Annotated in this window: 20 protein-coding genes; 9 read left to right on the top strand and 11 right to left on the bottom strand. The window is 72.0% G+C overall.

Going from position 1 to position 22018, the window contains the following annotated elements; all coding sequences use genetic code 11:
* The first annotated feature begins 76 nt into the window (after nucleotides 1-76).
* The 4 genes from mshD (at nucleotide 77) to ASE27_RS09640 (ending at nucleotide 5791) form a co-directional block, all read left to right on the top strand.
* Complete coding sequence (gene mshD / locus ASE27_RS09655; RefSeq protein WP_056649197.1) at nucleotides 77-1075, top strand: mycothiol synthase; 999 nt, start codon at nucleotides 77-79, stop codon at nucleotides 1073-1075.
* Entirely contained in the window at nucleotides 1072-3405 is a 2334-nt protein-coding gene (locus ASE27_RS09650; RefSeq protein WP_082608761.1) for an RNA degradosome polyphosphate kinase, read from the top strand. Before mshD ends, ASE27_RS09650 begins: the two co-directional genes overlap by 4 nt.
* Nucleotides 3402-4427: an NUDIX hydrolase gene (locus ASE27_RS09645; protein ID WP_082608760.1), complete on the top strand. Its 1026-nt coding sequence runs from the start codon at nucleotides 3402-3404 to the stop codon at nucleotides 4425-4427. Before ASE27_RS09650 ends, ASE27_RS09645 begins: the two co-directional genes overlap by 4 nt.
* Before the next feature lie 410 nt (nucleotides 4428-4837).
* On the top strand, nucleotides 4838-5791 hold the full coding sequence (locus ASE27_RS09640) for a hypothetical protein (protein WP_056649194.1): 954 nt from the start codon (nucleotides 4838-4840) through the stop codon (nucleotides 5789-5791).
* A gap of 209 nt (nucleotides 5792-6000) precedes the next feature.
* Here the strand turns inward: ASE27_RS09640 and ASE27_RS09635 are convergent, their stop codons facing one another.
* The 3 genes from ASE27_RS09635 to ASE27_RS09625 all read right to left on the bottom strand — a co-directional run bounded on the left by ASE27_RS09635 (nucleotide 6001) and on the right by ASE27_RS09625 (nucleotide 8756).
* On the bottom strand, nucleotides 6001-7005 hold the full coding sequence (locus ASE27_RS09635) for an inorganic phosphate transporter (protein ID WP_056649191.1): 1005 nt from the start codon (nucleotides 7003-7005) through the stop codon (nucleotides 6001-6003).
* A gap of 5 nt (nucleotides 7006-7010) precedes the next feature.
* Nucleotides 7011-7631 carry a DUF47 domain-containing protein gene (locus ASE27_RS09630; protein WP_056649187.1) on the bottom strand — a complete coding sequence of 207 codons (621 nt, stop codon included), beginning with the start codon at nucleotides 7629-7631 and terminating at the stop codon, nucleotides 7011-7013.
* 525 nt (nucleotides 7632-8156) lie between these two features.
* On the bottom strand, nucleotides 8157-8756 hold the full coding sequence (locus ASE27_RS09625) for a hypothetical protein (protein ID WP_056649184.1): 600 nt from the start codon (nucleotides 8754-8756) through the stop codon (nucleotides 8157-8159).
* A 205-nt stretch (nucleotides 8757-8961) separates the two neighbouring features.
* Here ASE27_RS09625 and ASE27_RS09620 point away from each other — a divergent pair, with 205 nt between their 5' ends.
* The 4 genes from ASE27_RS09620 to ASE27_RS09605 all read left to right on the top strand — a co-directional run bounded on the left by ASE27_RS09620 (nucleotide 8962) and on the right by ASE27_RS09605 (nucleotide 12277).
* Nucleotides 8962-9468: a MarR family winged helix-turn-helix transcriptional regulator gene (locus tag ASE27_RS09620; RefSeq protein WP_056649178.1), complete on the top strand. Its 507-nt coding sequence runs from the start codon at nucleotides 8962-8964 to the stop codon at nucleotides 9466-9468.
* Between the two features lie 100 nt (nucleotides 9469-9568).
* The gene (locus tag ASE27_RS09615; protein WP_082608759.1) at nucleotides 9569-11221 is read left to right on the top strand and encodes an MDR family MFS transporter; all 1653 of its coding nucleotides are present in this window, start codon (nucleotides 9569-9571) and stop codon (nucleotides 11219-11221) included.
* A gap of 119 nt (nucleotides 11222-11340) precedes the next feature.
* Entirely contained in the window at nucleotides 11341-11817 is a 477-nt protein-coding gene (locus ASE27_RS09610; RefSeq protein ID WP_056649879.1) for a MarR family winged helix-turn-helix transcriptional regulator, read from the top strand.
* Nucleotide 11818: 1 nt separating this feature from the next.
* Nucleotides 11819-12277 (top strand): DUF2809 domain-containing protein, encoded by a 459-nt coding sequence (locus ASE27_RS09605; protein ID WP_056649175.1) that lies wholly within the window; start codon nucleotides 11819-11821, stop codon nucleotides 12275-12277.
* 20 nt (nucleotides 12278-12297) lie between these two features.
* On the opposite strand, the gene msrB is transcribed toward ASE27_RS09605, so the two are convergent.
* A complete protein-coding gene (gene msrB, locus ASE27_RS09600; protein WP_056649173.1) occupies nucleotides 12298-12747 on the bottom strand; it encodes a peptide-methionine (R)-S-oxide reductase MsrB in 450 nt (149 codons plus the stop codon).
* 239 nt (nucleotides 12748-12986) lie between these two features.
* Nucleotides 12987-14378 carry a DEAD/DEAH box helicase gene (locus tag ASE27_RS09595; RefSeq protein ID WP_331709583.1) on the bottom strand — a complete coding sequence of 464 codons (1392 nt, stop codon included), beginning with the start codon at nucleotides 14376-14378 and terminating at the stop codon, nucleotides 12987-12989.
* Between the two features lie 583 nt (nucleotides 14379-14961).
* Here ASE27_RS09595 and ASE27_RS09590 point away from each other — a divergent pair.
* Nucleotides 14962-15708 (top strand): M50 family metallopeptidase, encoded by a 747-nt coding sequence (locus ASE27_RS09590; RefSeq protein ID WP_056649170.1) that lies wholly within the window; start codon nucleotides 14962-14964, stop codon nucleotides 15706-15708.
* Between the two features lie 31 nt (nucleotides 15709-15739).
* On the opposite strand, the gene ASE27_RS09585 is transcribed toward ASE27_RS09590, so the two are convergent.
* From ASE27_RS09585 to ASE27_RS09560, 6 genes are all read right to left on the bottom strand, one after another.
* Nucleotides 15740-16708 carry a CU044_5270 family protein gene (locus ASE27_RS09585; protein WP_157257508.1) on the bottom strand — a complete coding sequence of 323 codons (969 nt, stop codon included), beginning with the start codon at nucleotides 16706-16708 and terminating at the stop codon, nucleotides 15740-15742.
* Complete coding sequence (locus tag ASE27_RS09580) at nucleotides 16705-17328, bottom strand: RNA polymerase sigma factor (protein WP_197486976.1); 624 nt, start codon at nucleotides 17326-17328, stop codon at nucleotides 16705-16707. The genes ASE27_RS09585 and ASE27_RS09580 overlap by 4 nt, the downstream gene beginning before the upstream one ends.
* A gap of 1 nt (nucleotide 17329) precedes the next feature.
* Nucleotides 17330-19267 carry an ATP-binding cassette domain-containing protein gene (locus tag ASE27_RS09575; RefSeq protein ID WP_056649158.1) on the bottom strand — a complete coding sequence of 646 codons (1938 nt, stop codon included), beginning with the start codon at nucleotides 19265-19267 and terminating at the stop codon, nucleotides 17330-17332.
* 4 nt (nucleotides 19268-19271) lie between these two features.
* Nucleotides 19272-20492 (bottom strand): peptidoglycan-binding domain-containing protein, encoded by a 1221-nt coding sequence (locus tag ASE27_RS09570; protein WP_082608756.1) that lies wholly within the window; start codon nucleotides 20490-20492, stop codon nucleotides 19272-19274.
* A gap of 48 nt (nucleotides 20493-20540) precedes the next feature.
* Nucleotides 20541-21422: a hypothetical protein gene (locus ASE27_RS09565; protein WP_157257506.1), complete on the bottom strand. Its 882-nt coding sequence runs from the start codon at nucleotides 21420-21422 to the stop codon at nucleotides 20541-20543.
* Nucleotides 21423-21709: 287 nt separating this feature from the next.
* Nucleotides 21710-21994, bottom strand: a complete 285-nt coding sequence (locus ASE27_RS09560; protein WP_056649148.1) for a Fe-S cluster assembly protein HesB — start codon at nucleotides 21992-21994, stop codon at nucleotides 21710-21712.
* Between the last annotated feature and the right edge of the window lie 24 nt (nucleotides 21995-22018).

Genomic DNA, 22018 nt, shown 5'->3' with positions numbered 1-22018 from the left:
CCAGCACGGGTTATGGCCCGCCCTGGTTCTGACGACTGAGTCGGTGACCGTGCGCCCGTCGTGATGGGATGGAGCCATGCACTCCCCCCTCGAGATCGGCCCGCTCGACCCGGCCACCGCGGACGAGGTCCGCGCCCTGGCCGCCGCCGCGCACGAGTCCGACGGCGTCGCTCCCCTCTCCGAGCAGCCGCTCCTGCGCCTCGGCGTCGACGACGAGGACCTCACGCACGTCGTCACGTACGACGACGCGGGAACCGTCACGGGGTACGCGCAGATCGACCGCGGGGGCGACGTCGCGAGCGCCGAGCTCGTGGTGCACCCGGCCGCGCGCCGCCGTCGGACCGGCCGCATGCTGCTGCGCACCGCGCAGCGCGACGCGACCCTGCCCGCCCGCTCGGGCGAGCCCGGCCAGCACGGCCGCGCGCTGCACGTGTGGGCGCACGGCGACCTGCCCGCTGCGCGCGCGTTCGCGGCCGACGCGGGGCTCGTCGTGGTGCGCGAGCTGTGGAAGATGGGCCTCGACCTGCGCTCCGGCACGTGGGAGCGCCCCGAGGTCCCCGCGGGCCTGCGGCTGCGCACGTTCCGCCCCGGGCCCGACGACGCAGCGTGGCTCCGCGTCAACGCGCGCGCGTTCGCGCATCACCCCGAGCAGGGCCGCCTGGCCCAGGCAGACCTCGACGCCCGGGTCGCCGAGGACTGGTTCGACCCCGAGGGCTTCTTCCTGCTCGAGCGCGAGGACGGCTCGCTCGCCGGGTTCCTGTGGACCAAGGTGCCGACGGACCCGTCCGTGTCACCTGCCGGGGCGACGCGCGAGGGCGAGATCTACGTCGTCGGCGTCGACCCCGACGCCCAGGGCCAGGGACTCGGGAAGGTGCTGACCGCCGTCGGGCTCGCGCACCTCGCGGGCCGGGGCCTCGAGCGCGCGGTCCTCTACGTCGACGGCGACAACGCCGCCGCGACCCGCACCTACCTCGGAGCGGGCTTCGGCAAGGACACCGTGGACGTGCAGTACGGCCCGCCGACTGTGCATCCCGTCACCCAAAGTTCACCGAGTGATGCCACCATGAAGCCATGACCGACTCCACCGTCCGTCCCGGCGTCCGGACCCCCGCGCGCCCGGACCAGCAGCCGGAGGCTCCTCGCGACGCCCGTCCCCGGCCCGCCCTCGACCCCGAGCTCGCGGCGCACATCGCCGAGCACATCGCCGAGGAGGAGCCCGTCACCGGGACCGTCGACCTGGAGGTGCTCAGTGCCGAGCCCCTGCCCGCCGACCGCTTCGCCGACCGCGAGCTGAGCTGGCTCGCGTTCAACCAGCGCGTGCTCGAGCTCGCCGAGGACGACAACCAGCCCCTGCTGGAGCGCGTGCGCTACCTCGCGATCTTCGCGTCGAACCTCGACGAGTTCTTCATGGTCCGGGTCGCCGGCCTCAAGCGACGCATCGCGACCGGGCTCGCCGTCACGGCCGCCTCCGGGCTCACCCCGCGCCAGGTGCTCGACGCGATCAGCGAGCGCGCGCACGAGCTCATGGCCCGCCACGCCGCGGTGTTCGCCGACCAGGTGCAGCCCGCGCTCGCGACCGAGGGCATCTCGCTGCTGCGCTGGGAGGAGCTCGACACGCGCGAGCAGGAGCGCCTGCACAAGTTCTTCCGCAAGCAGATCTTCCCCGTGCTCACGCCCCTGGCCGTGGACCCCGCGCACCCCTTCCCGTACATCTCGGGGCTCTCGCTCAACCTCGCCGTCGTCGTGGTCAACCCGACGACGGGCAAGGAGCACTTCGCGCGCGTCAAGGTGCCGCCGCTGCTGCCGCGCTTCATCGCGGTCGACTCGCGGGGCCGCCCGTCCGCACCCAGCACGCAGGCCGCAGACCCCGACAAGGGCCCCACGTCGTTCGTGCCGCTCGAGGACGTCATCTCCCAGCACCTCGACCACCTCTTCCCGGGCATGGAGGTGCGCGAGCACCACACGTTCCGCGTGACCCGCAACGAGGACGTCGAGGTCGAGGAGGACGACGCCGAGAACCTCCTCCAGGCCATGGAGAAGGAGCTGCTGCGTCGGCGGTTCGGGCCGCCCGTGCGCCTCGAGATCGCGGACGGGATCAGCCCCCGCATCCGCCAGCTGCTCGTGCGCGAGCTCGACGTCGCGGACGACGAGGTCTACAAGCTGCCCGCGCCGCTCGACTTCACGGGCCTCAACCTCATCGCCGACCTGGACCGCGCCGACCTGCACTACCCGCGGTTCGTGCCGACCACGCACCGCTTCCTCGCCGAGGTGGAGAGCGCCAACCCGACCGACGTGTTCGCGGCGATCCGCGAGCGCGACATCCTGCTGCACCACCCGTACGACTCGTTCTCGACCTCGGTCCAGACGTTCCTCCAGCAGGCCGCCGCGGACCCCAACGTGCTCGCGATCAAGCAGACGCTGTACCGGACGTCGGGCGACTCGCCGATCGTCGACGCCCTGATCGACGCGGCCGAGGCCGGCAAGCAGGTCCTCGCGCTCGTCGAGATCAAGGCACGCTTCGACGAGCAGGCCAACATCTCCTGGGCGCGCAAGCTCGAGCAGGCGGGCGTGCACGTCGTGTACGGGATCGTCGGCCTCAAGACGCACTGCAAGCTCTCGCTCGTGGTCCGCCAGGAGCCCGAGGGGCTCGTGCGCTACTGCCACGTCGGCACGGGCAACTACAACCCCAAGACCGCGCGCCTCTACACGGACCTCGGGCTGCTGACCGCGGACCCCGAGGTCGGCCAGGACCTCACGCGCCTGTTCAACCAGCTGAGCGGCTACGCGCCCCAGTCGAGGTTCCACCGCCTGCTCGTCGCGCCCCGCTCGGTGCGCTCGGGCCTCGTCGAACGGATCGAGCGCGAGGCCGTCGCGGCCCGCGAAGGCCGCGAGGCGTGGGTCAAGTTCAAGGTCAACTCGGTCGTCGACGAGACCATCATCGACGCCCTCTACCGGGCATCGCAGGCCGGCGTGAAGGTCGATCTCGTGGTCCGCGGGATCTGCGCGATCCGCCCCGGGGTGCCGGGGCTCAGCGAGAACATCCGGGTGCGGTCCATCCTGGGACGGTTCCTCGAGCACTCGCGCATCTTCGCGTTCGCCAACTCGGGCGGCCCGGCCATCGCCGACGGTCTCGAGTCCGGCCCCGAGGTCTTCATCGGGTCGGCCGACCTCATGCACCGCAACCTCGACCGGCGCGTGGAGACGCTCGTGCGCCTCGTCGACCCCGACCAGATCACGAACCTGCTCGACCTCATCGACATCTCGATGGACAGCGGCACCGCGTCGTGGCACCTGCAGGCGGACGGGACGTGGGTGCGGCACGCGACCGGACCCGACGGCCCGTTGACCGACATCCAGTCCACCCTCATCACCCGACAACGCCGTCGTCTGGGCATGGGTCAATGAGCTCTCCGTCCTCGTTCGCCCCGCTCGTGGACACCCTCGGCCCCACCCACGTCCCGCACGCCCCCGTGATCGAGTCGGCCGGCGGGCTCGTGTGGCGCGTGCGCGACGGCGAGCTGCAGGTACGGCTCGTGCACCGGCCCCGCTACGACGACTGGTCGTGGCCCAAGGGCAAGCTCGACCCGGGCGAGACGTTCCAGACCGCAGCCGTGCGCGAGGTGGCCGAGGAGACCGGCAAGCCCGTGATCCTCGGTGTCCCGCTGCCCGGCCTGCAGTACCTGACGCCCGAGGGCCGGGTGAAGCGCGTGCACTACTGGGCCGCGCAGCAGGCCAAGCGCGTGCGCGACGCCGGACCGCTCGCCGCGCGCGCCCCCGTGCCTCCCGTGTCGCCCGAGGAGATCGACGCGACCGAGTGGCTCGGTGTCGAGGAGGCTGCGCGCCGTGTGACGCGCAAGGCCGACCGCGGGCCGCTCGCCGCCCTCGTCGAGGAGTACACGCACGGTCGCCTCTCGACCCGTGTGGTCGTGATCGCCCGGCACGGCAAGGCCGTGACCCGGGCCGCGTGGCACGGGGCCGAGCAGGACCGGCCGCTCACGCCCGCGGGCCACGCTCAGTCCGTCGCACTGGTCCCGGTGCTGGCTGCCTACGGGGTCAACACCGTGGTCACGAGCCGGTGGGACCGGTGCGCGCAGACGATCGCGCCCTACGCGCAGGCGGCCGGGCTCGACACGATCTCGATCGACCACCTGTCCGAGGCCCAGCACGAGCGGTCGCCCTCGCGCGTCGCCCGCACGGTGCGGGAGCTGCTCGAGTCCGAGCGGTCGACCGTGCTCTGCACGCACAGGCCCGTGCTGCCCACGGTGCTCGACGTCCTGGGGCAGCACTCGCGCCGCCCCGTGGCGAACGCCCTGCCGACCCGGGACCCCTTCCTGGAGCCGGGCGAGATGCTCGTGGCGCACGTCGCGGACACGCCCAAGGGGCCGAGGGTCCTCGCGGCGGAGAAGGTCGCGCCGCCGCTGCATTGAGGCGGGCCGGTGGTGGTGAGCTCGGTCGCCGTGGCGAAGCCTGGAGGACCTGGGGCGTGGGCTCGCTCTGACGCCTCTGGACTTGGGGCTCGGGAGCTCGGGGACCCATCGATTCGAAGCCGCAGGCGCTCGGGGACCCGGGAGCTCATCGATTCGAAGGCGCAGGCGCTCGGGGGCTCGGTGGGCTGGGTGGGCTGGGCTCGGAGGCTGGGGTCGAGACCCAAGCACCTGTGACAGCCACCGCTTTGTTGTCAGAACTGAGCCGGGCCATACCCCGGGGAAACTCTGACAACCGGCGGCGACGGAAGCGCACCATCCGACGGCGTGCACCGCGCACTCCCAGCGCCCTCTGTCCACAGATGACGGTGGCCCTCTGACGCCCGACGTCGCGGACACCAAGAATCCCCGTCATGAGCGGAACGTCGGACGCGTTGGAGTCAGTCCCGGGCCTGCACCGGATCAACCACTACCAGGAGGGAGTGGTGACCCGGACGCAGCTGCGGGGGTTGGGCGTCTCCTGGGACCACGTGAGGGCACAGCTGGCAGCGAGACGGTGGACGCTCGCAACCCGCGACGTCGTGCTGCTTCACAACGGCCCTGTCACCGAGCCGGCCCGGCGGTGGATCGCGGTGCTGAGCGCACAGGGGACGGTCGCCATCGGCTCGTGGTCCGCACTGTCGATGCGCGGGCTGACGGGCTGGACTCGGCCGGGGATCCACATCGTCGTCGCTCGTGGGGCGCGGCCCCCACGCGTCCCCGCCGTCGTCGTCCACGAGTCTCGCCGTCCGGCGCCCGAGGACATCCGCCCGTTCCTCGGCCTCCCCGTCCACACAGCACAGCGTGCCGCGGTCGACGCAGCCGCGTGGCAGCGCCACCCACGCACCGCTGTCGGACTGCTCGCCGCCACGGTGCAGCAAGGGCTGGCCACGACCGACGAGCTCTTCGAACAGCTCGATCGGGTGGGTGCCGTCCGCTTCCGGAGCATCATGCGCACCTCGCTCGTCGACATCGCCGGCGGCTCGCAGTCCTTGGCCGAGATCGACTTCATCAGGTTCTGCCGCGAACGCGACCTGCCCGCCCCTGAACGACAGGCGCGACGCAAGGACTCGCAGGGACGCCAGCGCTACCTCGACGCCGAGTGGCGGCTCCGTGACGGGCGTCGGTTGGTCGTCGAGGTCGACGGGATCGGCCACAGCGACCCGGACCGTTGGTACGAGGACCTGTTGCGCACGGCCGAGCTCGACGCGAGCAGGCGGGACATCGTCGTCCGGGTCCCCGCTGGTGCCGTCCGGCTGGAGCCGGACCGGGTCTACGACATCCTCCGGCACCATCTCGGGTCGGCAACGCAGGAGACTTCCGGGTAGTTGTCAGAAGCGCACCCGGGTATCCCCCGGCTCAGTTCTGACAACCAAGCAGAGCACGTCGGTCAGGCCCCATCACCAACAAAGCTGTCAGAAGCACACCCGGGTATCCCCCGGCTCACTTCTGACAACAGATCCCCCCGGATAGAGCAGGACCAGCGTGACCTCACGGTCACGCTGGTCCTGGCGACACGCACGGGCGAGGCGGAGCCTCAGAGCAGGATCGGCGACAGGATCCAGTACATGATCGCGGCCACGAGCGCGGCTGCCGGGATGGTCAGGACCCACGCGATACCGATGTTCTTGGCCACGCCCCAGCGCACCGCGGACAGGCGCTTGGTCGCGCCGACGCCCATGATCGCGGACGTGATGGTGTGCGTCGTGGAGACCGGTGCGTGCAGCGCGAACGCGTTGACGTAGAGCACGATCGCGGAGACCGACTCGGCGACGAAACCGCGCGCCGGGTCGAGCTCGATGATCTTGCGACCCAGGGTCCGCATGATGCGCCAGCCACCCGAGTACGTCCCGGCCGAGATCGCGGCCGCAGCGGCGAGCTTGACCCACAGCGGGATGCCCTCGTCGGGGCTGGCCCAGCCGACGGTCAGGAGAGCCATGAAGATGACGCCCATGGTCTTCTGCGCGTCCTGCAGGCCGTGGCCCAGGGCCATGGCCGCGGCGGACACGGTCTGCGCGAGGCGGAAGCGGCGCGTCGTCTTGGAGGGGGCCGCGCGGCGGAACGCCCACAGCAGACCGACCATGACGATGAACGCGAGGCCGAAGCCGACGATCGGGGAGAAGATCATCGGCAGGACGACCTTGTCGACGATCGAGGCGCCGTAGATCGCGAGGCCGCCCGCGAGGCCGGCGCCCACGAGGCCACCGATCAGCGCGTGCGTCGAGGACGACGGCAGCCCGAACCACCACGTGATGAGGTTCCAGACGATGGCCCCGACCAGGGCGCACAGCACCACGACCAGGGCGGTGTGCGACGGCACGTCCTGGAGGTCGACGATCGAGGTCGCGATGGTCTCTGCGACCTCGGTGCCGAGCAGGGCGCCGGTGAAGTTCATGACCGCGGCCATGAGCAGAGCAGCGCGCGGGGTGAGCGCGCGCGTCGAGACGGATGTCGCGATCGCGTTGGCCGCGTCGTGGAATCCGTTCGTGTAGTCGAAGCTCAGCGCGAGCGCGACGACGAGGACGACAAGAGCGAATTCCACGGAGCTCAGGACTCCTTGAGCGCGATGGTCTCGACGGTGTTCGCGACCTTCTCGAACGCGTCGGCGGCCTGCTCGAGGATCTCGACGACCTCCTTGAGCTTGATCAGGAGGATCGGGTCGGCGACGTTGTCGAAGAGCTCGGCGAGGAGCTTGCGGTGGATCTTGTCGGCCTGGTTCTCGAGGCGGTTGACCTCGACCCAGTACTCGGCGAGGTCGTTGAGCGAGCGCAGGCGCGGCATGGCCTCGGCGGTCAGCTCGGCGGCGCGCTGGAGGACCTGGACCTGCTCGGAGACGCGCGCGGGCAGCTCGTCGATCTTGTACAGGACGATGAGGTCCGCGGCCTCCTCCATGTAGTCCATGCAGTCGTCGAGCGCGGAGGCGAGGCCGTAGATGTCGTCGCGGTCGAACGGCGTGACGAACGTCTGGTTGAGGCGTCGCATGATCGTGTGCGTCGCGTCGTCAGCCAGGTGCTCGGTCTCTGCCAGCTTCTTGGCGAGCTCCTTGCGGGTGGGCCGGTCTGCGCCGAGCAGCTCGGCGAGAAGGTTTGCCCCGGTGACCAGGTGCTGCGCGGAGTCAGCGAGAAGGTCGAAGAACGAGGTATCGCGCGGGGTGAGGCGCAAGCGCACGGGAGGCTCCGAAAGGGCTGGACGCTGGTGGGGTTTTCACAGGCGAGATGACGACCGCTCAGAGCGATCGCCACCCGGATGTCACAGGTGTTCTGTTGGAAGGTGACGCTGTGGTGAGGAGCGCTCGAGGTGCGCGTTAACGCATCCCTAACGCCCGTCAAATGTAACCGAACTGTCGCCTGAACGTTCAATCGCTCGGGCGGCCTGACGGCAGCCCCCAGGAGCCCTGTCAAGGCAGGGCGGAAGGGTGCTCACGTCGTGGTGGGGGGCGACGCCGGGCCGGGAGCGCCTGTCGGCGCGAAGGCCGCTCGAAGCGGCTGATGTTGGAGCCCGGGGCTACCGCGACCCGACGTCGTCGTTCATCCTACGCCCGCTCGGCCGGAGCCTCCGAACCGGCTGGTGACGGCACCGCGCGAGCCCCGTCGCACCGCCCGCGGGGCGTCCGGGCGAAGCCTCGGCGGCCTCGCGAGCACGCGCGCCGCGCGTGCCCCGGCCGGAACCGCCCGCGCACCCGACGGCGCAGCGTCAGTCGAGCCTGTCGGCCCGCCAGAGCGCGGCGGCGTGCTCGAGCTCCTCGGCCGTGCGCAGCAGCGACGAGGCGCCGCGCGTCATGCGCAGCGCGGAGCCCGGGTCGGCGACCTCGCGCGTGTCGGCGTCGAACGCGGCGCCCGTGGCGAGGATGCGGCAGAACGCGGCGGCTCGTTCGAGGGCCACGGCGAGGTCGCCCGCGAACACGCCCGAGAGCACGGCGTCGGCGAGCTCGCGCACGTCCTGAGGCCCGGGCGGGCTCGCGACGCCGGCGACGACCTCCTGGACGGGGGCCGCGTCGACGCCGAGCCGGTAACGCAGGGTCACCGTCTCGGGGTCGCGACGCACCCACTCGCGCAGGACGTACAGGCGCCAGAGCGCGCCGGGCAGGGTCGCGGGGGCCGAGTCGGCCCAGAGGCCCGAGACGACGTCCAGCCCTTCGGTCTCGACGAGGCGGATGAGCCGGTCGACGACCTCGGGGTCCTCGGACGCGCGGGCGCCGTGCACGATCGCGGCGGCGGTCGTGTGGGCGATCTGGTCGCGCAGCGCGGGATCGATCTCCCCGGGCAGCTCCTCGGCGTCGCGCGGGTCGAGCATCGCGGGGCGGCGCGGGCGGTGGGTGGGGGTCGGTTGTTCGCTCACCTCTCGATCGTACGCACGGGGCCCGACGGCGGGGCTCGCGCACGTGCGCACGTCGCCACGACGGCGCCCACCACGTCCCCAAAAGATGCCCCCTGCAACTATTGCCCTCAGCAACCACCACGGAGTATCGTTGCTTGCAGCAACTAAGGAGCCCTCTCGCGTGTCCCTCTCCACCAGCCCGTCGCTCGACGCCCCCCTCGACGACGCAGCACCCCCCACCACCTCCCCGACCTCGCCCCTCGACGTCCCCGTCATGGAGCTCACGGTCGCGCTCGAGGAGCTCAACCGCGCCCAGCGCGAGGTCTCGGCCCGCCTGTCGCGCGAGCTCGACTTCCCCCGGGCCTCGCTCGGAGCGCTCCGGCTGCTCCAGCGCTGCGGTCCGCTCCAGGTCACCGAGCTCGCGCACCACCTGCGGGTCGACCTGTCGGTCGCGAGCCGCCAGGTGACGCACCTCGTCGAGGCGGGCCTCGTCGAGCGCACCGCCTGCGACGACGACCGCCGCGCCCGCAGCGTGACCCTCACGCCCGCGGGCCACGCCAAGGTCGAGGAGACGTTCGACCTGCTCATGAGGCGCACGGCCGAGACCTTCGTGGGCTGGACGCCCGAGGACCTCCGGGAGGCGATCCGTCACCTGGAGCGCCTCACCGACGCGCTCTCGCGCACCTGACCACTCCCCCGGGCGACCTGCCCACCCGGCCCGACCTCCGCCGTCGGGCCTTGCCACGACGTTTCGACGAAGAAGCACGACCTATGAATGTGAGACCTGTATGAGCGCAACCACCACCATGACCCGGAAGCAGGTGCTGGAGTCGTTGTCCGGCATCCTGCTCGGGATGTTCGTCTCGATCCTCGCGACCTCCGTGGTCTCGAGCTCGCTCCCCAAGATCATCAGCGACCTCGAAGGGTCGCAGTCGTCGTTCACCTGGGTCGTCACCGCGACCCTGCTGACGACCACCATCTCCACGCCCATCTGGGGCAAGCTCGCCGACCTGACGAACCGCAAGGTCCTCATCCAGGTCGCGCTGATCATCTCCGTGGTCGCGGCCGCCCTCGCGGGGCTGTCGCAGAACGTCGGCACGCTCATCGCGTTCCGCGCCCTCCAGGGCATCGGCGCCGGTGGCCTCATGGCCCTGGCCATGGTCCTCATCTCGGACATCATCTCGCCGCGCGAGCGCGGCAAGTACATGGGCCTCATGGGCGCGATCATGGCCGTGAGCCAGATCGGCGGGCCTCTCCTCGGCGGTGTCCTCACGGACACCGTGAGCTGGCGCCTCAACTTCTTCGTGGGCCTGCCGTTCGCGATCGCCGCGATCGTCGTGCTCCAGCGCACGCTGCACCTGCCGCCCATCCCCCGCCGCATCGTCACGATCGACTACTGGGGCGCGCTGCTCATCAGCGTGGGCGTCTCGACCCTGCTGCTGTGGGTCACGTTCGCGGGCAACAACTTCGAGTGGGTCTCGTGGCAGAGCGCCGTCATGGTCGTCGGCTCGGTCCTCGCGCTGGTCGCGGCCGTCCTGGTCGAGAAGAGCGCGGTCGAGCCCATCATCCCGCTGCACCTGTTCAAAAACCGCACGTTCGTCCTTGCGGTCCTCGCGAGCGTCGCGGTCGGCGTCGCGATGTTCGGCACCGCGGTCTTCCTCAGCCAGTACATGCAGGTCGCGCGCGGCAAGACCGCGACCGAGTCCGGGCTGCTGACCATCCCGATGATCGTCGGGACCTTCGTCGCCTCGACGCTCATCGGCCAGCTCATCACGCGCACCGGACGCTACAAGTCGTTCATGGTCGCGGGCGGCGTGTTCCTCGTCGCGTCGCTGTTCGCGCTGTCGACGATCGACTACCACACGAGCTTCGTGCTCATCAGCGTGTACCTGTTCTTCCTGGGCGCGAGCATGGGCATGCTCATGCAGAACCTCGTGCTCGCGGTCCAGAACACCCTGGACGTCTCCGAGATGGGCGCGGGCACCTCGACCGTCGCGTTCTTCCGCACCCTGGGCGGCGCGATCGGCGTCTCGGTCCTGGGCGCGGTCCTCGCGAGCAAGGTCACGACCTCGATCCAGGACGGCCTGGCCAAGATGGGCGTGCCGACCGACGCGACGGGCGGCACCGTGCCCGACGTCAGCACCCTGCCCGCCCCCATGCGTGACCTCGTCGAGCGTTCGTACGGCGACGGGATCGCGGACATCTTCCTCGTGGCAGTGCCGCTCGCGGTCATCGGTCTGGTCTGCGTGCTGTTCCTCAAGGAGGTGCCGCTCGGCACCAAGTCGGGGCTCGACGAGCGCCTCGAGCGTGAGCTCGCGGCCGGTCTGCCGGACCTGACCGACGAGATCGAGCAGGAGCACGAGGGCGACTTCGACGCCGAGCAGGCGGTCCTCGCGGGGGCCCGCGACGGCGCCACGGCCGGGGGCAGCGCCTCGCGCTGACCGCCCACCTGCCGGAACTCACCCGGGGCCGTCGTGGATGCTTGTTCCACGGCGGCCCCGCTGCACGCCATGATGGGGCCGTGACCTCGACCTCGCCGACCGACCAGCCGGAGCCGACTGTGTCCTCAACGCCCACCCCCTCTCCCAGCGACGAGTCGCCCCTGTTCGCGCTCGAGCGCGAGCTGCGCGTCCTGACCCGCCGCGCGGGGTCGTCCGCGAACGCGATGGCCAAGCGCATCCACCCCGACCTCGACGCGAGCGCGTACCCGCTGCTCGCGCACATCGCCGTGAACCCGGGCGTCCGGGGGTCGGACCTCGCGCAGCAGTTCGGCGTGGGGCGCGCGACCATCTCGCGCCAGCTCGCCCGGCTCGAGTCCGTGGGGATGGTGTGCCGCGAGGTGGACCCCGACGACTCCCGCGGCCAGATCATCACCCTCACCGAGGAGGGCGCGACGCTGCTGCGGACGACGCACGAGCGCCGCGTCGACTCGATCTCGCAGGCGCTGAGCGACTGGTCCCCCGACGACGTCGCGGCCCTCGCGGGCCTGCTGCACCGCTACTCGGAGGACGTCGTGCGCTGGCAGGCGACGCGCTGAGATGACGGGCCCGTCGGACGCGTCGCCGGCAGCGCGGCGGGGGTCCGCGCCGCGTGCTGCCCGACGGCGCAGCCGCCCTCGCGTCCTGGCCGTCCTCACGGCCGTGGTCGCCCTGGGCCTCGTGGTGACGACGCAGGTCCCCGACCCCGTCGGTGACGTGGTCGGGGACCTGCTGTACGCGGTCGCGGTCTACGCGGCGCTCGTGCTCGTGGCTCCTCGGGTGCGACCGTGGGTCGCGGGGGCCGTGGTGCTCACGTGGTGCTGGCTCGTCGAGGCCCTCCAGGCGACGCCCGTGGTGGGTGCCGTGCTGGACGTCGTGCCTGCGGCCGCGTGGGTGCTCGGGAGCACGTTCAGCGCGCGCGACCTGCTGCTCTACCTGCTGGGCGTACTGCTCGCGGTCGGGTTCGACGTGCTCGCGGACGCCAGAGCGGGCGTGGCCCGGGGGTCACGCCCGCTCTGACACGCGGTGGCCGGGACGGCTCAGGCCTCGGCGTCCTCGAACGTCAGGCTGAGGCTGTTCATGCAGAACCGGTCGCCCGTCGGGGTCTGGGGCGCGTCGTCGAACACGTGCCCCAGGTGCGAGCCGCAGCTCGCGCACCGCACCTCGGTACGGACCATGCCGTGGCTGCGGTCCTGGATGAGCTCGACCGCGTCCGACTCCTTGGGCGCGTAGAAGCTCGGCCACCCGCAGTGCGAGTCGAACTTGGTCTCCGAACGGAACAGCTCGTGGCCGCACGCCCGGCACCGGTAGATGCCCTCGCGCTTCTCGTCCAGGAGCTCGCCCGTCCAGGGGCGCTCGGTGCCAGCCTGCCGCAGCACCGCGTACTCGTCGGGGGCCAGCTCCTCGCGCCACTGGGTCTCGGGCTTGGCGACCGGGTACACCTTCTGCGAGAACAGGTTGCCGGTCGTGTCGTGGGTCTCGTTGGTCATGCTCCACCTCCGACAGCGACAACCGTCACCGGTCCTCAGGTGTTCCCGTGGTGCGACGAGCCCGACCACAGCGACGGCGGAGTGGGGCCGGGCCCGTCGCGGCGTGGTCCGCGACGGGACGCAGAAGGCCCCGGCGGCGATCCGAGGATCACCGCCGGGGCCCTGCTCGGTCGTTCAGCACGGCCGGCGAGAAGCTCCCGCCGGCCGGTCAGCGAAGGACCAGGCCGTTCAGCGAAGGGTCAGTACGACGACGACGAGTACACCGTCGCCGAGCCGCCACCGCGCTGCGCGCGACCGCGGCCGCCACGACGACGAGCCTGCGCACCGGCGCCGCCCTCGCCGCCCTGTGCCGACTGGCCGCGACCACCCTGGGCGCGCTGCGCCGTCGGGCCTGCGGACTTGGCCGGGGCCGACGTCCGCGTCGCACGCGTCCCGCCGTTGCGCGACGGCGTGCCACGACGGGCCTGCGTCTGCGGCGGCGTGATGTCCGCGGGGCGCACGTACTCGGCGACGTCGCCGACGAGCGACGTGATCGCCGCGTCACCCGGGGCCACCGACTGCGGCTGCGCCGTGATCTTCGCCTTGCGGGTCAGGTCCTTCACGTCGCTGCGCTGCTCGGGGAGCATGACGGTCACGACGACGCCCTCGGAACCGGCGCGAGCCGTACGGCCCGAGCGGTGGAGGTACGCCTTGTGCTCGGCCGGCGGGTCGACGTGGACGACCAGCTCGATCTCGTCGACGTGGATGCCGCGCGCCGCGATGTCGGTCGCGACGAGCACGCGGACCGAACCGTTCGAGAACGCCTCGAGGTTGCGCTCGCGCGCGCCCTGACCGAGGTTTCCGTGCAGGTCGACCGACGGGATGCCCTGGGCCGTGAGCTGCTTCGCGAGCTTCTTGGCCTGGTGCTTGGTGCGCGTGAACAGGACACGACGACCCGTGCCCGACGCGAGCTGCTGCACGACGTCCTTCTTCGCGTCCGCGTCACGGACCGCGAAGATGTGGTGCGTCATGTTGGAGACGGGCGACTCGGCCGAGTCCACCGAGTGGCTCACCGGGTTGCTCAGGTACCGCTTGACGAGCTGGTCCACGCCGTTGTCGAGCGTCGCGGAGAACAGCAGGCGCTGGCCGCGCGTCGGGGTCTTGTCCATGATGCGCTTGACGCCGGGCAGGAAGCCCAGGTCGGCCATGTGGTCGGCCTCGTCGAGGACCGTGATCTCGATGCCGTCGAGCGACAGGACACGCTGGTTGAGCAGGTCCTCGAGGCGCCCCGGGCAGGCGATGACGATGTCGACGCCCGCGTTGAGCGCGCTGACCTGGCGGCTCTGCGCGACGCCACCGAAGATGGTCGTCGTGTTCAGGCCGAGGGCCTTCGCGAGCGGCTCCATGACGGCGTTGATCTGGTTCGCGAGCTCACGCGTCGGGCACAGGACCAGGGCGCGGGGCCGGCGGGCAGCGCGGCGCGTGTCCGACTGGGACAGGCGCGTGACGACCGGCAGCGAGAACGCGAGGGTCTTGCCCGAGCCCGTGCGGCCACGGCCCAGGACGTCGCGGCCCTTGAGCGTGTCCGGGAGCGAGGCGACCTGGATGGGGAACGGCGACTCGATGCCCTGGCTGGAGAGCTCGCGGACCACCGTGGTCGGGATCCCGAAGTCCGCGAAGGTCGTGCCCTCGGGGACGACGGTCGGGACCGACGAGCGCACGGCAGCAGGACGCTGCTCACGCTGCTCACGAGGAGCCCGCTGCTCACGGTTGCCGCCGGCGGGGCGGCCCTGGCCGGCGCCGCGGCCGTCGCGCGAGTCGCGCTCACGGACGGGGCGACCGTCGCGGGTCACCTTGGCGGGACGCGAGTCACGGCTGTCACGCTCGTCGCGGGCCGGGCGGGCCCGGTCGTCGCGAGCCGGGCGGTTGATGTCGCGGGACTGCTGTCCCTGCGACTGGTTGGTGCGGGGGGCTGCGGCGTTCGGGCGCACGGCAGCACGAATGGGGTTGTTCAAGGGTTTGCCTCTCGGGCGTAGGGTCGGGGTTCGCCGCAAGAAATCCAGGGAACTCCACGACGCTGGGCGCGCAGAGATGCGCAGCCACGAACCTGATCCTCTCATGACTGGAGCGTGCGTGCGTCGATGGTGATCGACGTCTCCACATCCCTCACCGGACTCTCACCTCCCCACGGCCCCGTCCGTACCTCTCACCCACCGCACATGTGACCGTGGTGGAATGTCGCCCGTGGACTTCATGAGCTCAGTGGGCGACGTCATCGGTCAGATCTGGTCGGCCGCCACCACGCCGGTGCCCGCGCCGGCCTCCGCGATCGTGCTCTCGATGTCGCTCGCGGCCCTGATCGTCGTGGTCTTCACGCCCGTGTGGCGCGTCGCGCGGCACGTCGTGACGATCGCGCACGAGGGTGCGCACGCCCTGGCGGCACTCCTCACGGGCCGGCGCCTGAGCGGCATCCGCCTGCACTCCGACACGTCGGGCCTCACGGTCTCGTACGGCAAGCCACGCGGGTTCGGCATGGTCCTCACGGCCTTCATGGGGTACGTCGGCCCGGGCCTCGTGGGCCTCGGGGCGGCCGCGCTGCTCAGGGCGGGCTACGCCGTCGGGCTGCTGTGGCTCCTCGTGCTGCTGCTGACCCTCATGCTCCTGCAGATCCGCAACTGGTTCGGGCTGTGGTCCGTGCTCGTGAGCGGCGTCGCGCTCGTGCTCGTGTCCTGGGCCGCGACCCCGCCCGTGCAGAGCGCGGTCGCGTACGCCGTCACGTGGTTCCTGCTGCTGGGGGCCGTGCGCCCCGTCCTCGAGCTGCAGGTCTCGCGCAGCCGCGGCAAGGCCCGTCAGTCCGACGCCGACATGCTCGCGCGCCTCACGGGCATCCCGGGGATCGTGTGGGTCGGCGTGTTCCTGCTCGTGACGGTCGGCGCAGCGGCGCTGGGCGGCTACTGGATCGTGTCGCCCGTGGGGGCGTGATCGGTCGGGCAAGCACCGACCCTGGCCGTCGTCAGCACGAGACGTACGGGACCGAACCAGGCCCGCAGTGGTAGGGCTCGACGTCCGGGGCGACGTCCCGGTAGCCGCTCTCGAGCACGGTCATGCGGTGGGCGAGCGTGCCGTCGGCGTATGTCCGTGATTCCAGGAGCGTGCCGTCGCTCGGGTCGAGGAGCAGTACCTCCCGCTCTCCGACCTCCTGCGTGAAGTCCGCTTCGATGCCCGTCGCCGGACGACCGGCGGAGTCCGTCATCGCCCCGAGCAGCTCGGTGCCCGGGGCGGCAGCGAGGACCTGCCAGAGCGCGCGGCGGAGATCAGGAGAGGCCGGGCTCTCCAGCAGGAGTCCCACCACCTGCTTCCACAGGTCCCACTCGTCTCCGTGCCCCGAGGGCGCAAGCCCCTCGGAGAGGCGCCGCTCGAGCGCCCGGGGCTCGGTGGGCAGCTCGGCCAGCTCGTCCCACGTGATCGACTCACCGTTCCCGAACGTGGACGTCTCGCCGTCCTCGTTGAGGTCCATGACCCGCGCGAGGCTCGGGTCGAAGGTGTCCTTGCCGTCGGAGAAGGCCATGAAGGAGACACCCCCCTCGTCACGCAGCACCGCGTCGTCCCTCGACGACCAGATCTCGCGTTCGTAGGGGAACGAATACGGGTCCTCGGCCTGGGAGCGGACGTACAGGTACTCCCCGCTGGGGGGTTGCTGCTTGGCGGCGTTCTCCGCCGCCTCCAGCAGCACCTGTTCCGCAGAGGCCGGTGTCGTGGCGACCAGGGCCACCGCGACGGACGTGAGCAGCGCCGCGACGACGGTCGCCCATCGGCGCAGCATCGACGCGGACCGACGTCGCTGGCCCTGGTGCGGGGTCGTGACGATCCGGTGCAGGGCCGCTTCCGACCGAGCCGACTCCTCCGGGGTCAGGGGGACGACGTGGACCGGGTTCGCGGCCGCGAGCCGCTGCAGGACCGGGTCGTCCAAGGGGTCTGTCATGACGGTCTCCCTTCGGTGAGCGTGGGCATCGAGCGGTCGTCCGGGTGGGGCTGCGGTGGGGGGCCCGAGCGTGCGCCCGGGTCCGGCCGAGGCTCGGGGACGGACCTCGCGCTCGAGGCGGGCTCGTGCTCGACCGCGTCGAGCGACCGTCGCAGGCGTCGGCGTGCTCGGGTGAGGCGCATCGAAAAGGCGGCGCGCGAGCAACCCAGGACCCGAGCGGCCTCGGCCGAGGTGAGCCCGTCCCAGGAGACGAGCGAGAGGACCTCCCGGTCCGTGTCGTCGAGGAGGGCCCAGGCGCGGCGGAGGTCGATCGACATGTCCGCGAGCGCCCCGTCGTCGGCCACCGGCCCACGTTCTCCGCTCACCCGGAGCTCGAGGCGCCGTCGCCGGTCCGTGGCACGGTGACCGTTCGCCAGGATGTTGCGGGCCACCCCGAACAGCCACGGCCGCATCTCCTCGGCCGGGACGCGACCCCAGCTGCGCCACGCCACGGCGTAGACCTCCGACGCGAGGTCCTCCGCGTCGTCGTCGACCCGCCGGCGGAGGTAGGCCAGGACGTGCGGGTAGGTCTCTCGGTACATGCCGGCAAAGGCCGCTTCGACGGCGCTGTCGCGGCTCACGTCACGACCGTACGGCATCGGCGGGCTCGATCCTGCCGGCGGCGATCGCGGGTGGGAGTCCGCCGAGGAGCCCGAAGACGAGCGCGCCGGCGAGGGGTACGAGCAGGAGGCGCTCGTCGAACATCGGCTGCCACCGGGCGGCCGCGGTCACCACCATGATCGCCACGAAACCGACTGCGAGACCGACGACCGCGCCGAGGACGGCGAGCGCGGTGCACTCCCCCACGACGAGCGTGACGAGCTCGCTCCGTCGTGCACCGAACGCCCGTCGCACGCCGAGCTCGGCCGTGCGGGAGCTCACGCTCAGGAGGTTGACGAAGACGACACCGACCAGCCCTGCGAGCGCGGCCACGACGGCGAGCACCTGCAGCGAGGCCGAGACCCTGTCCTGGAGCTCTCCGCGGAACGCGTTCGGTTCGAGCACCGGGTGGATGGTCATCCGGGTGGTCTGGAACGGATCGGCAAGGTCGTGGAGGCGGTCCGCGACGTTCCGCGCGGCACCCGGGACCGTCTCGACGAACAGCTCGCTCGAGAGCGACGCCGCCAGGTCGCCGGTCGCCCCCGGGCCGACGAAGGCCGATCCGGTCGCCGTGCCGGACCTCGACGCGGTGACCAGCCCGACGACCCGGAACGGTTCGCCCTGGACCGTGATCTCGGGGCTCACGTCCAGCTGTGCGACACCGAGCCGTCGGGCGAGGTCCGTGCCCAGCAGCACCTCGCCCTCGGCGAGGACGCGGTCGTCGCCGGGAGCCCACGTCACGGCGGTGTCGGTGATCGGCCCCGGGGCCTCGTCGACCTCGACGAGGTCGACCGTCAGGGCCGCGAGCGCCCCGTTCGCGACGGGGATCCCCGTGCGGTACCGCCAGTGCTCGACTCCGGTCACGCCGGGGAACTCGGCGACGGCGTCGACCCGGACGGGCCATCGGGCGTCCGAGGTCCCGTCCGCGGCCAGCGCCGCGGTGACCTGCGTCGCCCGTTGCGCGTCGAAGAGCTCGGTCACCTGTCCTGACGCGCTCTGCGCGAGCCCCAGCGCCGTGACGGCCAGGGCGACCGCGACCGCGGACGCGAGGGTGCCGCTCGCGGTCCGCCCGGCGTTGGACGTGATGCCCTGCGCCACGAACCGCAGGGTGCGCGCCAGGCGCGCGGTGAGCCGGGTCCGCGGCCCGCGACCACGCATCGGCAGGTCTCCCCGGTCCTCGTCCGGCCCGTGGGGCGAGGTCGTGACGTCCGCGCTGTCGGCCACGACGAGGCCGTCGCGCAGGGTGACGACGCGGTCGAGCCGCGCAGCGACGTCGGGCTCGTGCGTGACCACGACGAGCGCCGCTCCACGCTCCGCGGCGCGACGCTTGAGCTCCTCGATGATCTCGAGCGACTGGGCCGAGTCGAGGTTCCCGGTCGGCTCGTCGGCCAGCCACAGGCGGGCCGGTCGGGCGAGGGTCCGTGCGATCGCGACCCTCTGCATCTCCCCACCCGACAGTGTCCGTGCCCGCGCCAGCTCCTTGTGCTCGAGCCCCACCGCGCGCAGCGAGTCGGTGACGACCTGGTCGGCGTCGTCGAGCGACGCGGTCGAGTAGCGCAGACCGAGCAGGACGTTCTCGCGCACGCTCAGGGCGGGGATCAGGTGCGACCGCTGGAAGACGAACCCCAGCTCCGAGGAACGCCACTCCGCCCGCACCCGGTCCTGCGCGGACTCGACGGGGTGCCCGTCGATGAGCACCTCACCCTCGTCGGGGGCGTCGAGCAGCCCCAGCACGTTCAGCAACGTGCTCTTCCCGCTGCCGGAGCGTCCGACGACGGCCACGCGCTCCCCGGGTCCGATGACGAGGTCGACACCGGCCAGCGCAGTGGTCCCGTTCGCATACCTGCGGGCGATCCCCCTCAGCTCGATCAGCGGGCGCCCCACCGATTCGGTCGGACCGAGCAGATCCTTCTCGAGCACGACGTCAACCAACCCGCACCTCCGTCCCCGCACCCAGCACGACACCGGCATCGCCGCCGCCGTCTCCGTCGGCGTCGCCGTCGGCCGCGACGATCGCCGCGACCCCGCCCACGGTCGCCTCGACCTCGACCGCCACCTCGCGAAACGCCGTCCCCTCCCGCACGTACACGTACGTCCGCCCGGCACGTGTCACGACCGCCGCCACGGGCGCGAGCAGCCTCTCCCCGTCCTCCGCTGCCGGGTTGTCGATCGTCAGGACGTAGGAGGAGCCCGCGCGGACGGCGCCCTCGGTGAGCAGGCTGACGGTGACCTCACCCGTCTCCGTCGGCGACAGCGCCGTCACGCGTGCCGTGGCCTCCGCGCCCGAGTCGTCCGTGAACCGAGCGGCGGCATCCACCGCGAGCGCTCCGACCGATCCCTGGGGCAGCGTCGACGTGAGCACGACCTGCCCCGTCCCGAGGGTGAGGAGGCCCGTGTCAGCGGCGATGCCGGTGCCGACCGTCGTGATCCCCTCGACGACGGCGGGCAGCCGAGGCACAGTCAGCACCTCGGACTGCAGGACACCAGGTCCCTTCACGGTGGCCGCAGCACCCCCGCCGGCTGCCGGGACCGCTGTCCCGTCCGACGGCGCCGCGGCACCCGTGCCCGTGGCCGTCGTCTCCGGAGCGCTCGCTCCGGGCGAGGGCGCAGCGGCGGCATCGGGCGCCGCGACGGCGACCTCGGGCGCCGCGTAGCCGGCCGCCCGGTACATCGACCGCACGGCCGCCTGGGTCTGCGGGCCGTACTTCCCGTCGGGCCGGCCCAGTGCATACCCTGCGGCCAGCAACCCCTTCTGCAGGGCCAGGACGTCGTCGCCCTCGTCCCCGGGGCGAATGTCGCGGTAGAGCGCGAAGGCCCCTTCGAGGACGAAGACCGGTCGCCCGTTGACGCGGAACGGGACCGACCCCGGCGACAGCGTGTCGCCGGCGGACCGGTCGACGGACGTCACCACGCCGGTCAGCGCAGCCGGAGGAGTCACCACGACGCTCTGCTGGTTCTGGGCCTCGACGGTCATCGACACCGGACCGTTCAGGTACCCACGGTCCAGCGCGACGACCACGGGCTCGGGGGCCGGGGGCTCGGCGCGGGCCGCCGCCTGCTGAGGCGACTCCATCCTGACCGCGAGCAGCCACGCCCCGACCCCGACGACGACGATCGCCGCGACGGCGAGCACGAGACGTTTCATGCTTCTCTCACCGTTCTGCCCGAGGGCACCGTCTGTCCCATCGCCCGATCAGCCCAGCTCGTTGATGACGGCGTCGATGCGCTTCTGGTACTCGAGGTAGTCGTCACGGGTCGCCTCGAACCCCTCGACGTCTCGTCCGATCGCGGCGAGCTCGCCCTCGACCCGAGCATGGAACACCGCCTCGTCGTACCCCTCTGCCCGGCAGCGCGCATCGATGACGGCCACCTCGCGCTCACGGTCCGACAACGGGACCTCCGTGTCCACGACCATCCCGTCGGCGTTGCCGATCGGACCGGTCACCGACTCCGACGGCATCTCGACCGGGCGCTCCGGCAGGTCGACGACCCCTGCCGGTTCCATGCACGTGCGCCATGCCTGGATCGCCTCCTGGACCCGCGCGTCCCCGTCGACCGCCTCCCAGCCCGCTGCCTCGACCGTGCTCAGGTAGCGGGCCGGGACGGCCCCCAGCCGTTCGTCGGTCCTCTGCCCGCACGCGATCATCGCGTCCTGCATCGCGGAGGTGACCTCGACGCCGTCCGGCACCCCGCTGCCCCGTGCCGGCTCGGACCGCAGGTGCGGGTACCCCCACTGCTGGGCGATCTGCTCGTCGAAGCGCGCCTGGCCCGTGCGCGCGTCGAACAGGGTGGGCTCGCCCCCGGGTTCCGCCGGGCGGTACTCGACGACGCCCTGCAGGCACTCCTGGGCGAGGAGGTCGCGGGCGTACCCGTCCCGCGGGTCGTTGAACTGGGGGACCAGCTCGTACACGGGGGTGAGCGTCGCCGTCGACTCGTCGTAGCCGTAGCGCGAGGTGTCCCCTCCCGGCTCCGGCCCGTCGGCCGCGCCGGCAGCGGAACAGCCCGCGAGGGCAGCGGTCACGAGGAGCCCGGCGATCAGTGCACGAGGTCGCACGAGGCGAGCAGTGGTTCTCATACCCTGCTCATGGCTCGCGGGGCGCGAGGTGCAACACCCGGGTTTTCTGGACGAGCCGGACGGGGCGGCCGGCCGCGACGGGTGACGGGACGCCGGGAGGCCCGGGCGGGCGCACGACGACGGGCCGCCCGCTGCGTGCGGACGGCCCGTCGAGGTGATCGGGTGCGTAGCCCTGCCGGGCCGGGAACCTTCCGAGGAGGAGGGGGTCGGCTCCCGGGACGGGCGGGCCGCGCAGCCGGTCGAGTGCTGGTGCGGGCGGTCAGGCCCCGCAGGTGGTGCCGGGCCGGTCAGGCCTGCGGCGTGAGGACGAACCCGGGCCCCTCGGTCGCACGAGGATCGGTGTCCAGGGTGAGGTTCGCGAGCGCGATCGAGGTGGTCGGCTCGACGAAGACGCGTGCGTCTCCGCTCTCGACGACCGTGTCGTCGGGCAGCGGGCTCGGGACGAGGGCCAGCTCGAAGTCGCCGGACTGCGGCGCCGACTCGGCGATCCGGAGACCGCCACCGTCGGGCACTCCGGCCCGCGTGGTGAGGTCCTGGACTGCATCGCGGGCGTTGTCGGTCAGGGTGAGCATGAGAGCTCCTCTCGGTTGCCTGGG

Origin of the sequence: Oerskovia sp. Root918, from assembly GCF_001428945.1 — a bacterium.
GTDB lineage: Bacteria > Actinomycetota > Actinomycetes > Actinomycetales > Cellulomonadaceae > Oerskovia > Oerskovia enterophila.
The sequence above is the reverse complement of the archived record's forward strand: the minus strand, read 5'-3'. Positions and strand labels throughout refer to the sequence as shown.